15 protein-coding genes and 1 tRNA gene are annotated in these 14,286 nt (G+C 35.6%); 2 read left to right on the top strand and 14 right to left on the bottom strand.

All coding sequences use genetic code 11. The annotated features are described in order from the left end of the window. Positions 1-76: 76 nt before the first annotated feature. Positions 77-565: a CYTH domain-containing protein gene (locus tag ACZOVS_RS09185; RefSeq protein WP_483996931.1), complete on the top strand. Its 489-nt coding sequence runs from the start codon at positions 77-79 to the stop codon at positions 563-565. Between the two features lie 147 nt (positions 566-712). Then, on the top strand, positions 713-1,999 hold the full coding sequence (locus ACZOVS_RS09180) for a serine hydrolase domain-containing protein (protein WP_483996930.1): 1,287 nt from the start codon (positions 713-715) through the stop codon (positions 1,997-1,999). Here the strand turns inward: ACZOVS_RS09180 and ACZOVS_RS09175 are convergent. The 14 genes from ACZOVS_RS09175 to ACZOVS_RS09110 all read right to left on the bottom strand — a co-directional run bounded on the left by ACZOVS_RS09175 (position 1,978) and on the right by ACZOVS_RS09110 (position 14,212). Continuing rightward, a complete protein-coding gene (locus ACZOVS_RS09175) occupies positions 1,978-2,688 on the bottom strand; it encodes a response regulator transcription factor (protein ID WP_483996929.1) in 711 nt (236 codons plus the stop codon). The genes ACZOVS_RS09180 and ACZOVS_RS09175 overlap by 22 nt on opposite strands. A gap of 5 nt (positions 2,689-2,693) precedes the next feature. Beyond that, the gene (locus tag ACZOVS_RS09170) at positions 2,694-3,389 is read right to left on the bottom strand and encodes a sensor histidine kinase (protein ID WP_483996928.1); all 696 of its coding nucleotides are present in this window, start codon (positions 3,387-3,389) and stop codon (positions 2,694-2,696) included. 679 nt (positions 3,390-4,068) lie between these two features. Further along, positions 4,069-4,686, bottom strand: a complete 618-nt coding sequence (locus ACZOVS_RS09165) for a hypothetical protein (RefSeq protein ID WP_483996927.1) — start codon at positions 4,684-4,686, stop codon at positions 4,069-4,071. Between the two features lie 372 nt (positions 4,687-5,058). Beyond that, on the bottom strand, positions 5,059-5,523 hold the full coding sequence (locus ACZOVS_RS09160; RefSeq protein ID WP_483996926.1) for an ExbD/TolR family protein: 465 nt from the start codon (positions 5,521-5,523) through the stop codon (positions 5,059-5,061). A gap of 15 nt (positions 5,524-5,538) precedes the next feature. Further along, on the bottom strand, positions 5,539-6,111 hold the full coding sequence (locus tag ACZOVS_RS09155; protein WP_483996925.1) for an ExbD/TolR family protein: 573 nt from the start codon (positions 6,109-6,111) through the stop codon (positions 5,539-5,541). A 12-nt stretch (positions 6,112-6,123) separates the two neighbouring features. After that, positions 6,124-6,546, bottom strand: coding sequence for a hypothetical protein (locus ACZOVS_RS09150; RefSeq protein ID WP_483996924.1), 423 nt, complete (start codon positions 6,544-6,546; stop codon positions 6,124-6,126). An 11-nt stretch (positions 6,547-6,557) separates the two neighbouring features. Then, on the bottom strand, positions 6,558-7,343 hold the full coding sequence (locus tag ACZOVS_RS09145; protein ID WP_483996923.1) for a MotA/TolQ/ExbB proton channel family protein: 786 nt from the start codon (positions 7,341-7,343) through the stop codon (positions 6,558-6,560). Positions 7,344-7,446: 103 nt separating this feature from the next. Further along, a tRNA-Ser gene (locus ACZOVS_RS09140) sits at positions 7,447-7,534 on the bottom strand. Positions 7,535-7,812: 278 nt separating this feature from the next. After that, positions 7,813-8,850, bottom strand: a complete 1,038-nt coding sequence (locus ACZOVS_RS09135) for an asparaginase (protein ID WP_483996922.1) — start codon at positions 8,848-8,850, stop codon at positions 7,813-7,815. Between the two features lie 3 nt (positions 8,851-8,853). Further along, complete coding sequence (locus tag ACZOVS_RS09130) at positions 8,854-9,618, bottom strand: TatD family hydrolase (protein ID WP_483996921.1); 765 nt, start codon at positions 9,616-9,618, stop codon at positions 8,854-8,856. A gap of 1 nt (position 9,619) precedes the next feature. Further along, positions 9,620-10,810, bottom strand: coding sequence for a GTPase HflX (gene hflX / locus ACZOVS_RS09125; protein WP_483996920.1), 1,191 nt, complete (start codon positions 10,808-10,810; stop codon positions 9,620-9,622). A gap of 11 nt (positions 10,811-10,821) precedes the next feature. Next, positions 10,822-11,820 carry a tryptophan--tRNA ligase gene (gene trpS, locus ACZOVS_RS09120; RefSeq protein WP_483996919.1) on the bottom strand — a complete coding sequence of 333 codons (999 nt, stop codon included), beginning with the start codon at positions 11,818-11,820 and terminating at the stop codon, positions 10,822-10,824. A gap of 417 nt (positions 11,821-12,237) precedes the next feature. Next, positions 12,238-13,026, bottom strand: a complete 789-nt coding sequence (locus ACZOVS_RS09115; protein ID WP_483996918.1) for a T9SS type A sorting domain-containing protein — start codon at positions 13,024-13,026, stop codon at positions 12,238-12,240. Between the two features lie 10 nt (positions 13,027-13,036). Next, positions 13,037-14,212 (bottom strand): glycoside hydrolase family 16 protein, encoded by a 1,176-nt coding sequence (locus ACZOVS_RS09110; RefSeq protein WP_483996917.1) that lies wholly within the window; start codon positions 14,210-14,212, stop codon positions 13,037-13,039. Positions 14,213-14,286 lie beyond the last annotated feature (74 nt).

The following is a 14,286-nucleotide window of genomic DNA, read 5'->3' as shown; positions in this document are numbered from 1 at the left end:
CAAAGATACTAAATTCAATCCATAGAAAACGTATGTATGGTTGGATGCCATAATAATTTTGTATCTTTGAAAAAAAATGAAAATAATGGAGATAGAACGTAAGTTTTTGATTAACAATTATAATTATAAGTCATTGGCTTATAAGTCATATCATATCTTACAGGCATATCCATCTATTGATGAGAACTGTACTGTAAGGATTCGTTTATGTGGCAATAAGGGGTTTATTACTATAAAAGGTAGATCCGATGAAAAAGGTCTTTGTCGTTACGAATGGAATAAGGAAATATCGGAAAGTGAGGCCAAAGAGTTAATCGGGTTGTGCAGCAAAGTAATAGATAAGACACGTTATCTTATTGAATACAAAGATGTTGTCATTGAAGTTGATGAGTTTCACGGTGACAATGACGGGCTTGTTATGGCAGAGGTTGAATTGCCGGCGTCTGACTATGTACTTGTCATTCCCCAATGGTTTGGAAAAGAAGTTACAGGCGATATCAAATATTATAATTCTCAACTGCTGCTCAATCCATATAAAAATTGGAGACTTGATAATGATTTATAATGGTTGTTGTCAATATTATATTGTAAAATCATGATATGAAAAAATTGAAACTTTGGAATGTGGCATGCAATAAACCAAATAATCTGCGTTATGTTTTTTGTTATTTTTGATTAATTAGACAATTTTATTTATTACTGTGAGGAATTGATGAAAGTCAAGATTATATATATTGTTTTTTTATTTATTACGTTTTTTGGGGTTGTATCATGCAACAATAAAGAAGAAAGCAAAACAGAATTAAAAAAATATGTCAAGATTCCTGATGTTAATATCGATGATATTGTCAAGGACGTAGATGAATATAAAATAAGAAAGAAATATAATGACATTGACAAAATATTCAAGAATCTTCAAAAACGTACCGGTTTCAATGGCACAGTGTTGTTTGCAGAAAAAGGAAGAGTCATCTATGAAAAAGCTTTTGGATTTCGAGATCTTCGCCTGCGTCGTGACAGTTTAAAGATCAATGATTCATTTCAACTGAGTTCATTATCCAAGATGTTTACTGCTGAAGCCATAATGATACTTAAACATCAGAAACTTATTGATTATGATATGGATTTGAGGACTTATATACCGGAGTTTCCGTATGAAGGCATCACTATACGAATGTTGTTGAATCACAGGTCCGGGTTGTCACGTTATGAATCGTTGGCTGATAAATATTGGCCTGATAGGAAAAAGCCTTTTTTTAATGAAGACATGATTGAATATTATGTCAAATACAAGCCAACACCATATTCCAAACCCGATAAGATGTTTCATTATTGTAATGTAAACTATGCACTTTTGGCATCTGTGGTTGAAAGAGTTACAGGCATGCCATTTGAAGATTACATGTTGAATAAAATATTTGTTCCGCTTGGTATGAAGGAGTCATACATCTATGCCATGCGTGAAGATACACTCGTCCCTACATATATTGAGAAGGGTGTTCAAGGATATTATATAGGAAGAGGAAGACCAAGACAGGCTCAGAATGAATATCTTAACGGTGTCAAAGGCGATAAGATCATGTTCTCGGATGCTGACGACATGTACCGTTTCTGGATAGCATCTCAATATGGCTTGCTTGTTCCGGATTCCATACAGGAAGAGGCATACATTCCTGGTAGTCCCAACTATTCAAAAAGAAAAGACAACTACGGTTTCGGCTGGCGTATATCTGCAAAATACAAGGGGTGTATCTATCATTACGGTTGGTGGAAAGGTTATCGTTCTTTCTTTTTGCGGGACAATATCCACGACCGGACTTTGATAGTTCTTACCAATACTGATAAAGGGGTATCATCAGACCAATTATGGAAGATACTTAAAGACAATAGCATGGAATTATCTCCTGCATCTGTCAATATCACTTATATAGAATGGTCTGAAGAATTGTCATTCCCTATGGCAGAATATAAAAAACGTCATTCTACAACTTTATTCTGACAATCTTTGACTATGAGTTTATAGCCTATGCCATGTATATTTTGCAACTCCACATTGGGGTCCTCACTTAATATCTTTCGTATCTTCCCAATGTAAACATCCATATTCCTTGCATTGAAATAATTATCTTGATTCCATATTCTTTTGAGAGCCACAGAACGTTCTACCACTCTGTTAATATGTTCACATAGTAGGAATAACAGTTCCAATTCACGAGAAGTAAGCTTGCGTTCAACGCCATTTCTTATCAAGACATGTCTTATACTGTCCAATGTAAACGAAGAGATTTTGATAATGTGATGTTTACAATTACAGTCCTTTGTTCTTCTGTTAATAGCTTCGATACGCAATATCAACTCATCCATATTGAAAGGTTTGATGATGTAATCGTCAGCACCCAAATCAAATCCTTTTTTTATATCAGATTGCAATGATTTGGCTGTCAGGAACACAATGGGAATTTCTGAATTGGTTTTTCTCACTTCTTTAACCAATGAAAAGCCATCCAATCCTGGAATCATGATATCAACAATCATAAAGTCATATCTCTCTTTGTTGAAATGTTCCAACGCTTCATTACCATTTAAACACAAGATGGTATGATAGCCTTTCGTTGTTAAAAAAGCCTTTAAAATAAGTGACAGATTTTTGTCGTCTTCCACTAACATGATTTTAATCGTACTTTTCATAATGGCTAAATTTTAGTTAAACAAATCGGCAGAGTTATCTTTAAAGTCGTACCCTTGCCAACACAACTATTAATCACAACAGAGCCACCTAATCGCCTTATGTTCTTATTTACGTAGTAAAGTCCAAGTCCTGTTCCATCGACATGTTTTTTGTCCGGTATTTTATAGTATTTATCAAAAACCTTATCATAATATTTCTCTTCTATTCCGATTCCATTATCCGAAAATAGCAATACGATATCATTGTTTTCATTATATGTGGTTATTGTAATTTCCGGAACGGTATTACAATAAATAATTGAATTTTGGATAATGTTACGAAAGGCAGAAATCAAAAGGTCGCCATTGCCTTTTACAATAAAATGTTCAGCCCTGTAATATTCTGTCAAAATACCTTTTTTACCTTTTAAAGTCGCTTTCATGGAATTGACAGCTACAGTCAAAACATCGTGTATATTAATGTTGTTATCGAATTGAATCTTAGGATCTTCTATTTTATTTAACATTATCAATCTGTCAAGTAGATTACTCATAGTCGAACATTCTTCATCAATGATATCGAAATAATTGATTTCTCCAATATCATCAAAATTATTTCTAAGAGTTTGTGATACAAGATATATCGTTGTAATGGGTGTTTTAAGTTCATGTATAATATTTACAATAATCTCATCTTTAGATATTTTATTTTCAGTATTCATAAACAATAATTTTTAACAAAAATAAGTATTGGAATTGTTATAACGCAAGTTTTATGATACTATGAATTATAATTTTTAAAAAAAATTAACTATTTTTTTAATTAAAAAAGTTTAAATCTAAATCTTTTTTAAGGTTGTTTGAGAAAAATTACTATATTTGCATTACCAATTAGCGTATGATGTTTACATCATAACGTTAGTGGTAAGGTTTCATAAATTTTGGTTTTGGGTTCTAGAGGCTGCCTGACAATTAAAAGTTAGGTAGCCTCTTTTCGTATATCTTATTTCTGGTCATACACAAAGATTGTTGAATTTAATTGACATAATGTGATTCAATTAACGTTTCAATAAGTCGAAAATGGATTTAATTCAAAGCGTTATTCTATGAAGAAAATTCTACTTTTATTATTATTTTTTAGATTAAAGGCATGAGGTTTTTGGTTCGAATTTTTCGATATCATCCGTTTTGAACATTGGAATCTTGAATGTTTTATGTTTTTTTATTTGTCTAAATATGCTTTATAAGTGGTTGTTTGGAAATACATTTTATATTAACTATTCTTATTGGTTGACAATAATTTCCTTATTGTGTTAAGTCTTGTGGATAATAATTTCGTGTAAGTATCAATATGATATGGTTAAGATTATTTTGAAACACATTATGCACACTTGTGTCGGATTAATATTTATTGTCATTTAGCAGTGGTAATATCTCGTTTTCGAATAAAGATTTTTTCATGATACGGTAATGTGGCTTGTATGCATTATTATATTCACGGCTGTGATGTATCACATACTTGCCTTCTTTCAAAATGGAGTCTATCAGTATTTTGTCGTTTTCGTAGTTATGTAAATCTAGAGACATCTCGTCAATTATTGTAATTATATGTTGCCATTCTGTTTTCCATTTCTTTATTGGAGTGGTTTCAATATCAGAGACGCTTTTTACAAAAGTATTGAAATACACTTCATAAGGTACTTTGCCTTCTTTAATAACCGAGAGGTTGACTCTGTAAAAGTTGCCTTCACAACCTGTAGGTTCGTAATCGGGAGTGAGGCTTTCGGTCATGGTTGATAATTCTTTTCTCAGATATAAGCCGGCAATAGTTGTATCGGAGATGAGATGTCCGGGTCCGAAACGGTCTTGAAAGAAACTTTTGTAAATGTCACACAAAGTCGATTTTGGGTACACGACAATCTGTTGGAGTATTGATGTTCTGATATTATTGTCTTTTTTGTTGTTACATGATGTCAATGATATGATTAAGGCAAGAAACAGCAGGGTAGGTCTTTTCATGATAATGAATATAATGGCAAATAACGTATAAAGTAAGGTTTTATTATATTTTTAAGTCAATAATTATTGTCATGTTATATTTTTATCATAAATATTGATTGTCAAATTTTTTCATTATGAGTAAGATTTGAATTGCATAAACATTTACATTGCTTCTAAATAAAATAGTTAGAAGGATTTATATATGAGATTAGTCACTTCAAAAGATATTGTAGAGACTTTATATTATGGCAATTCTATGTGTAGAGACATATTGGATTTCATAGGAATCCGAATAATTATTAAAAATGTTTCGCAAAGAGTAATTCAATGATGTAAAGCAATAAAAAAGCAGCCATTAATAGCTGCTTTTTCATGAAGTCATATTAAATTTTATTTCTTTTCACCTTTACGTACCGAGTAGTTGATACGGAAGGCGCCGCATTTACGAAGCTCTTGTTTTACGTCTGTTACGAGGCCCATTCTTACTTCTTCATGTATTTTGAGAGAAGTAGTAAGCAAAGGACGGTCTGCTTCGTTACGAGCCTGACGTTCTCTTTCGATGAAAGTTATAACATCTTCTACTCTTGCATATTGGTCGTCAAGTTGGAGACGTGCTTCAGTACCATAGAGTTTTGTATTGGTAGGAGGTCCGATATAAATAAAACTCACCAATGATTTTTTCTCTAATTTTTGTACTTCTGTTGCCTCCGGCAATCTCATTTTTACTTTCAATGTCACTTCACGCATAGAGGTTGTCACCATAAAGAAGAAAATAAGCATGAAGATGATATCGGGCATTGACCCTGTACTGATTGCAGGAACTTCTTTTTTATCATTAGATCTAAATCTTGCCATAATACACCTCCTATGTTATTTGATTTCTTCCGGTTCTGCCTCACTGATACGGACAGGAATAGCCTTATTGATAGCTTCAATCTTGTCTTTATCAGTCAAGTCGTTATAATGTTGTCCGAAATATTTCATAGACATTTCGTCTCTAAGCTCATTGAAAGCACGAGCGAGTTCATTTTGGACGCTGATATACATCTTATAAGAAGTTCCGCGGTCGTTTTTCAAAGAGACAAGGCCTTTGTTGGTCATGATAGTACCAAGGAGTTCTATTTCTTTCATTTCGATTTCCGGAGCCTTCTCATCGTTAGGATTAGGTGTGATGAATCTCTTGGTCTCATCTTTCAATGTAGCCAAATCACCTGGTTTATTGTTGACCATGAGTTTATCATACTTGTTAATCATAACGTTAAGGATGTTTCTTTCTTTAACTTTGATGTCCATCTCGTTTTCTATCGGTGGAGGAAGACGACGGGTAATACCGCTGTCGGTGTCCATCGTAGTGGTGACTAGGAAGAATATCAATAGCAAAAAAGATATATCGGCCATTGAACTAGCATTGATTTCCGGTACTTTCTTTTTACTTTTTGCCATATTGATAATCTCTTATTTTATAAGTTTCCACACTGAAGAAAATATAATTGAAGCTATTGTAGCGCCAACCAAGATATAAACGCACATTATAGCCCAATCGACAAAGCTTTCGATTTTTGGAGTGATATTCATGCCCTCGAGATATTCAGCAGGTAATGTAGAACCTCTTGAGAGAAGAAGAGCCAACAGAGCTACCACTACTGCCAAACCAATAGCTATTAAAACACCTTTAATGGACTTCGGGTTTATAATCATTCCATAGATTGGCGACAATATCATCGCCAATGCAGCTATGATGATAAATACATATGTGAACTTCATTTCCATATCGGTGCCGTCCTGTCCTTTGACAAGTGTCAAAATCATAAACAACACGATAAGACCCATGAGTCCCATCAATATGTATTTGCAAATGTCAAATAATTTATCTTTCATTGTTGTTCAGATTAGTGTTTTTTGCTGTAAGCATTCAAAATATCCATGTAAGTAATTGTGCTGTCTTCCATGTCATTTACTATACCTTCAATCTTATTAAGGATGAAGTTGTAGATGATTTGGAGAATCATAGCTACGATCAAACCGAGAACGGTTGTCAACAAAGCCACTTTCATACCTGATGCAACGATTGTAGGGCTGATGTCGCCTGCAGCAGCGATGTCGTCGAAAGCTTGTACCATACCGATAACAGTACCGAAGAATCCCAACATAGGTCCTAATGCAATGCCTAATGTAATCCAACTGGTTCCACTGTTGAGGTTACCTGTCATAACACCACCGTATGAAATGACTGACTTCTCAACTTCGTCGAGTCCGTCATTGTAACGCATAAGTCCTTGATAGAATATACTTGCTATAGGACCACGGGTATTACGCAACAAATCTTTTGCTTTTTCGATGCCACCTTTGTTCAAAGTTTCTTCAAATTGTGCAAGCAGTTTTTTCGTGTTGGTTGTACTTAATGTGAGGTAAATGATTCTTTCAATACATACTGCAAGACCAAATACCAAAACTACTAATATAATACTCATGAAACCCCAACCACCATCTATAAATTGTTTCTTCAATACTTCATGGAACGTAGTTGTTGTTTCTTCATCAACTGTTGTTACAGTTTCTTCAACTTGTACAGCAGTCTCATCTTGTTGTTCAATCTCGACGTTTGCGAGAGCCATGTTACCGGTTCCAAATGTCAATAATCCGGCAACGGTGAGTAAAGCAAATAATTTTTTCATAGTTGGAAATGTTGATTACTACTTTTTAATTTGTTCTCTTTTTTAATTAATTATTTATTCAATCTGTTAATATTCAATTCTATTGTTAATATCTGACTTTTTGCGGAGAGAGCGGGATTCGAACCCGCGATACCCTTTTGGAGTATACACACTTTCCAGGCGTGCTCCTTAAACCACTCGGACATCTCTCCCTCTCCGATTTTGCAGTTTAAAAAAATCGTGTCAAAATTACATAAATTTTCTTTAAAAACTGCAACATTTTTTCAACATTGTGATTTTTTTTGAAAATAATTGTCCCATATATACCTAAATACACATATATCAATAACATTGACACTGTTTCTTATATGTCTTTTTTGGTATATTTGTTGAAATAAACACTGTCTTTTTTTTGAACACATTGTCATCATGACCTTTTTCCCCTTTTCTTGCTTCTATCTTATTAAGATATATCGCAATTTTTTGATAATTATTGTATAGTCATTTCTCCGCGTATCGGTATTTGCAACAATTGTTTTATCTTGTCCGTTGGATAGTTTTCTCCAATGAGGTACATCATTTTCGCCAATGCCGACTCTGTGGTGATGTCATGTCCGCTTATAACTCCTATTCTGTTGAGATCCAAACTCGTCTCGTATCTACCCATCTCTACGGAACCGGATTTGCATTGTGTCACATTGAGAATCAACAATCCTTTGTCGATAGCATCTTTCAATTCTTCCAAGAACCATGGTGCTGTAGGTGCATTGCCTGAACCATAGGTCTCCAATATCAACCCTTTTAAATTTTTTATTTGCAAGGTTTGATGTACAACATTGCGATTTATACCCGGAAATAATTTCAATATGGCTACATTATTATCCAATTTCTTGTGAGTTTTGAGTTTTTTGAAGTTGGGTTTGTTGATGTATTCTTGATTATATTTGATACGTACCCCTACATCTGCCAACGGAGGATAATTGCCTGAAACAAAGGCATTGAAGTGTTCTGCGTTGTATTTTGTCGTTCTGTTGCCTCTGAGCAGTTGGTTTTCAAAGAAAACACATACTTCAGGAACTATGGGAGTGTTATCTGTTTTGGCTGCTGCTATCTCTATTGAGGCGATGAAGTTTTCTCTTCCGTCGCTGCGTATCATGCCCATAGGTAACTGTGACCCGGTGAAGACAACGGGTTTGTTGAGGTTTTCCAACATGAAACTCAATGCTGATGCACTGTAAGCCATGGTATCGGATCCGTGAAGTACTACGAACCCGTCGTAATTCTCATAATTTTCTTCTATCTTTTCTGTCAAGGAAATCCAAAACTCAGGCGTCATGTTGGAAGAGTCGATGAGATTATCGAAAGAGAAGAAATCTATCAGATAATCTAAATTGCGAAGTACAGGCAGATGTACATATACATTGCCGAAGTCGAAAGGGACGAGACTTCCTGTTTTGGGGTCAGCCATCATGCCGATGGTGCCTCCGGTATATAATATCAATATTGATGGTCTTTCTCCTATAGTCATGATTTATAATTTAAAAAGATTATTGGCATTTTTTGTCGTTATTTCTTCTATTTTCTTTATATCGATACCTTTAAACTCAGCGATTTTTTCAGCGACTTTTATCATGTAAGCTGGTTCATTGCGCTGTCCTCTGTATGGCACGGGCGGCAGATAGGGGTCGTCGGTCTCCAACAATATCCTGTCTGTCGGTATCTGTTCTATCACATCTCTCAATTTGCTGTTTTTATAAGTTACCACGCCTCCGAATCCGAGATACATGCCGAGTTTCATTGCGATGTATGCCTGTTCGATATTTCCGCTGAAACAGTGCATCACTCCTCTTAAATTTCCGTCTTGTTCATGTTCCAATACTTTTATCAAAGTGTCGAAAGATTCTCTGTTGTGTATGGATACCGGCAATCCGAGTTGTTTTGCCCAGCGCAACTGTTGAACAAAGGCATCGACCTGTTGTTTCTCGTATGTCCTGTCCCAATAGTAATCAAGACCTATTTCTCCTACTCCTGTCCAAATATCCTGTTCCAACTCTTTTTCTATTATTGAAAGACTTTTTTTATAGTCGTCTTTTATCTCTTCAGGGTGCAGTCCCATCATCACTTTGCAATAATCCTGATGTTTTTCATAAAATTCATGCAAAGGTTTGATGCTCCCAAGATCATTGTTGGGAACAATCAACATGGTAATGCCTGCATCGACAGCGCGTTGAAGAACGACCTCCCTGTCGTCGTCGAAAGCTTTGTCGTAAATATGTGAATGTGTGTTTATATACATGTCAGTACAGGAAATTGTCGTATGGGAATCGTATGGCGTGCATATCTTTTATCTCATTGTACAACAAGGTTCTGAACTCTTGATAGTTGTCTTTGTTGATAGCAGAGATGAAGATACACGGAGTATCTTTTGCCATCCATGTTTTTCTCCAGTCGTTGAGAGAATAATTGATTTTCCCTGTAGGTGAGAGGTCATCGGCATCTTTAGGCAGATAAGAATAGGCGTCTATTTTATTGAATACCATGATGACTTTTTTGTCGCCTGCACCTATCTCGGACAGTGTCTTGTTGACGGTCTCTATTTGTGATTCGAAGTCAGGGTGTGATATATCGACGACGTGTAACAATATGTCGGATTCTCTAACTTCGTCTAAAGTGGATTTAAACGACTCTACGAGTTGGGTAGGTAGTTTTCTGATAAATCCCACTGTGTCGGACAACAGGAATGGCAAGTTATCGACCACCACTTTTCGTACCGTGGTGTCGAGAGTGGCGAAAAGTTTGTTTTCTGCAAGGACGTCAGACTTGCTCAAGAGATTCATTATAGTAGATTTACCTACGTTGGTATAACCCACGAGGGCGACACGAACGAGTTGACCTCTGTTTTTACGCTGCACCGACTGTTGCATGTCAATATCTTTGAGTTTTTCTTTCAGTTTGGATATCTTGTCGCGTATTATACGGCGGTCAGTCTCTATTTCTGTTTCTCCCGGACCTCTTAATCCTATACCTCCGCGTTGGCGTTCCAAGTGAGTCCACATTCTTGTCAGACGCGGTAACATGTATTGATACTGAGCAAGTTCCACTTGTGTCTTTGCGAATGCCGTGCGTGCGTTTTTAGCGAAGATGTCTAAAATGAGATTGGTACGGTCCAGAATCTTGCATTCGAGTTCTTTCTCGATGTTACGTATCTGTGTAGCGCCGAGTTCGTCGTCGAATATAGCCATGTCGATATTTTCTGCCTTGACATAGTCCCGTATCTCTTCCAATTTACCGGCACCCACGTATGTCACGCTGTTAGGATGGTCGAGTTGCTGGATGAAGCGGGTGACGGGGATGCCTCCTGCTGTTTCGAGCAGAAATGCCAATTCGTCAAGGTATTCATCGGTACGTTCCTTGCTTTGTTCTCGTGTAGATACTGCCACCAACACGGCGCGTTCCGGCTGAGGCTCGTGATTTATATATTCTGGCATTGCGTATTCTGTTAGAAATGGCGGAATCCTATTATCTCGCGTACCTCTTTGATGGTTTTGCTTGCGCTCTCCCGTGCTTTTTCGGCACCCATGCGTGCCACCTTATTAATATAGGTATCGTCACTGTTCAATTCGTTGATACGTTCGCGTATTGGACGGGTGAAGTTTATTATGTCTTCTGCCAACTGTTTTTTCATGTCACCGTAACGTATGCTGCAGTTGTTATAGCATTCGTCGAAATACTGTACTGTCTCAGGTTTGGATACTATATTCATAAGTGTAAACAGATTTTGTATGGCTTCCGGTTTCTCCTGATTGGGCATGGTAGGACCGCTGTCGGTGACGGCACGCATCACTTTTTTGCGTATGGAACTCTCTTCTTCAGCAAGGAAGATGGCATTGCCCTCGCCTTCCGATTTACCCATTTTGCCGGTGCCGTTGAGTCCGGGCACTTTGACAAGTTCATTGCCGAAATTAAAAGCTTGAGGCAAAGGGAAATATTCTGTCTGATAAATAAAATTGAACCTGTTTGCAAAATCACGCGCTTTTTCCATGTTTTGTTCCTGATCTTTGCCTACAGGCACATAGTTAGACTTGTGTATCAATATGTCAGCTGCCATAAGGGTAGGATAGGTGAGTAGTCCTGCATTGACATTGTCGGGTTGTTTTCTTGCTTTTTCCTTAAATGTGGTGACACGCTCCAATTCTCCGAGATATGCGTTCATGTTCAGAAAGAGATAAAGCTCCAGCACTTCCGGTACATCGCTCTGTACGTATAATGTGGATTTTTCCGGGTCAAGACCGGCAGCAAGGTATTCGACCAAAATCTGTTTTACCTTGCCATGAAGGTCATCAGGATGAGGGTGTGTCGTAAGAGAATGATAATCGGCAATAAAAAAATAACAATTATATATGTCTTGCAATTTGATGAAGTTCTTCACCGCACCGAAATAATTGCCGAGATGCAATTGTCCTGTTGGTCTTATGCCACTTAAAACTATTTCTTTCATATTGAATTTTTTATCATGCAAAGTTACAATTTTTTTGATTGGAAATCACAACATCTGTCATTTTTTACATTAAGTCGAATGATGTATGTTGTCATGTTTGATAGAAAGGTTTTTGTTCCGGAAATGAGAAAAAATAAAAAAAGAAAAATTGATTTGATCAAAAACTGCATTTTTATATAAAATAAAGTTATACGGCAAAAATCATTTGGATTCGAGAAATGTCGAACCGTATGTGAATTAAATGTCGATGTAATTTATATTTTGCTCGATAGTTCCATGACTTTGCGCAGACAAACGATAAAAACTGTATATGCAATATCTGTTTTATTAGCTGAATAATTCGGTAAGAATTTAAACTGCCATGTGTTCAGTGTATTTGTGTTGTTGATTATTCCGATTTAAAAAACAAGTAAGAAGCTATTTAGATCCATATATGACAAATTTGGTGCTTGTTGCCGTTTTATCAGAAAGAACAGCTCTGACGATATAAATACCGTTTGTAAAACCGGACAAGTCGGCTTCAAAACTGTCGGAAGCCATGTTGACTTTTCTGTAAAGAGTCCTTCCCAAAACATCTATTACTTCAATGTTGTTGATTTCCATATCAGATTTTACTTTTAGTGTACCGGTGACATTGTTGTAAAAGGCATTTACTGAAGTAGATGGAGCATCAATTTCGTTTATGCCGATAAAACTATTTTGCCCGAACTTTAGCGGATAATTTGGAATTGTACAGAAAGCCATATCGTGTAATACAAGGTAATCTTCGTGTTTTTTGTTAATTCTTGTATATGAAATCCAGCCATAATAATATTCTTCATCGATCTCTTGACGAAATCCTATAAGGTGATTTGCAGCTGGTTCCACAGGAAAATCCCAAGTATCATCATAACTTATACGCCATGTTTCTTGAGAAGAGATATCTTGACCAATGGTATCCATTAATGTTAGCAGCATTTTTTTTGACATGGTACTTATTGAATGCAATATATCAGCCACTGCACTATGGAAAAACCATGAAAATTTAATTTCATATTGTCCGTCATTATTAATGTCAAAAAAAACATCATTTCCCATAGGAGTAAGATCAATTATTGAATCAGGTTCAAAATTAGTATAGATAATTTCTCCATTGTTTTGAGCAAAGATATTTGTCTGCAATAAAAGCAGGAACAAACTCATTAAAAGTAAAGTCTTGGTTTTCATAATTTATTTTTTAATTTGTTGAAGATTGAATGTTATTTTCTGAACAATTATGTATCATAATAGAAAAATTCGCTCTTGAATTTACATGAAAAGGACCTTCAATTAATACATATTCCGATGCCATTATACTTTTTTTATCTGAAGCATCTATTAAAAGAGGAATACTGTCATTATTTGATATTGTCACCGAACGTTTAATTCCATGTTCATAATTATCCAATTGGTATTGATTTTCAATAAATACACAGTTGTCGCAATCCCATATTGGTTCGTATGCCTTTATGTAATCGATATACATTATGTCATTGTAGATGTAAAATGTAGTATCATGATTTTCGTCTATTGTCATTATAAAATTATCAATTGCGTAATTTGCCATTAAGTACAAAGGATGATGAGGGATACTGTCGCGCACATAATATGAGTTAAACTCTTCTCCGTTAAGATACCATATTACTTTATCTGGCATCCACAAACATCCAAAAGTATTCCATTGATTCATACTTGGCTTGTTGTTGGAAACTCTGGTAAGAATTCTAGCTATACTACTATTATTATTATAACTTCCATTTGTATTATAATACATTCCAGCAGTTATGCAACGAGTATCACCTAATCCATGGCTATAATGATTATATCCTGGCTTCGTAATATTCCATGAATATTCAAAAATATCAATTTCTTCATAATGTGGATCTGTTGTGTTATTTCCTCCCCAAAGCCAAAATGCTGGGAATGCACCTCTGTGAACCGGAAGTTTGCATCGTATCTCAAAATATCCGTATAGAAAACTTTTTTGAATAGATTCTATTGCTCCGGAAAAATATCGGATACTGTAATTGTTAGAAATATTACAATAAATGCCTGTAGGGACTTCGACATCATCGCAACCCAGATCAGTGTCACTTACATAATCGGCTACTAATAACATCATATCATTTATTGTATCAAATACAGCATGTGATCTTTGGTAAACTTGATGTTCACTATTCCCGTGTGTTATGCCTGTAGCTGCAAAATATGCTTTCCAAATATATTCACTGTCTGAATAGCTGTTATCCCAGTACCTTGGACTTACGTCAAAGTTGTCATTAATAACAGCATCGAAATTAGGATCTTCAGTGTATTGTGCAATGCCTTTTATAGATAAAAACATCAAGCAACAGAGATAAAAAACTTTTTTCATGATGCAATTACTTATAAGGTTTTAATAATCCGTGTTCTTCAAGAGTTTTTCTTAGCAACTCTATTTCTTTTTGT

Source organism: Candidatus Limimorpha avicola (genome assembly GCF_056978975.1).
Note: the sequence above shows the minus strand (reverse complement) of the source record. Positions and strands in the feature narration are given on the sequence as shown.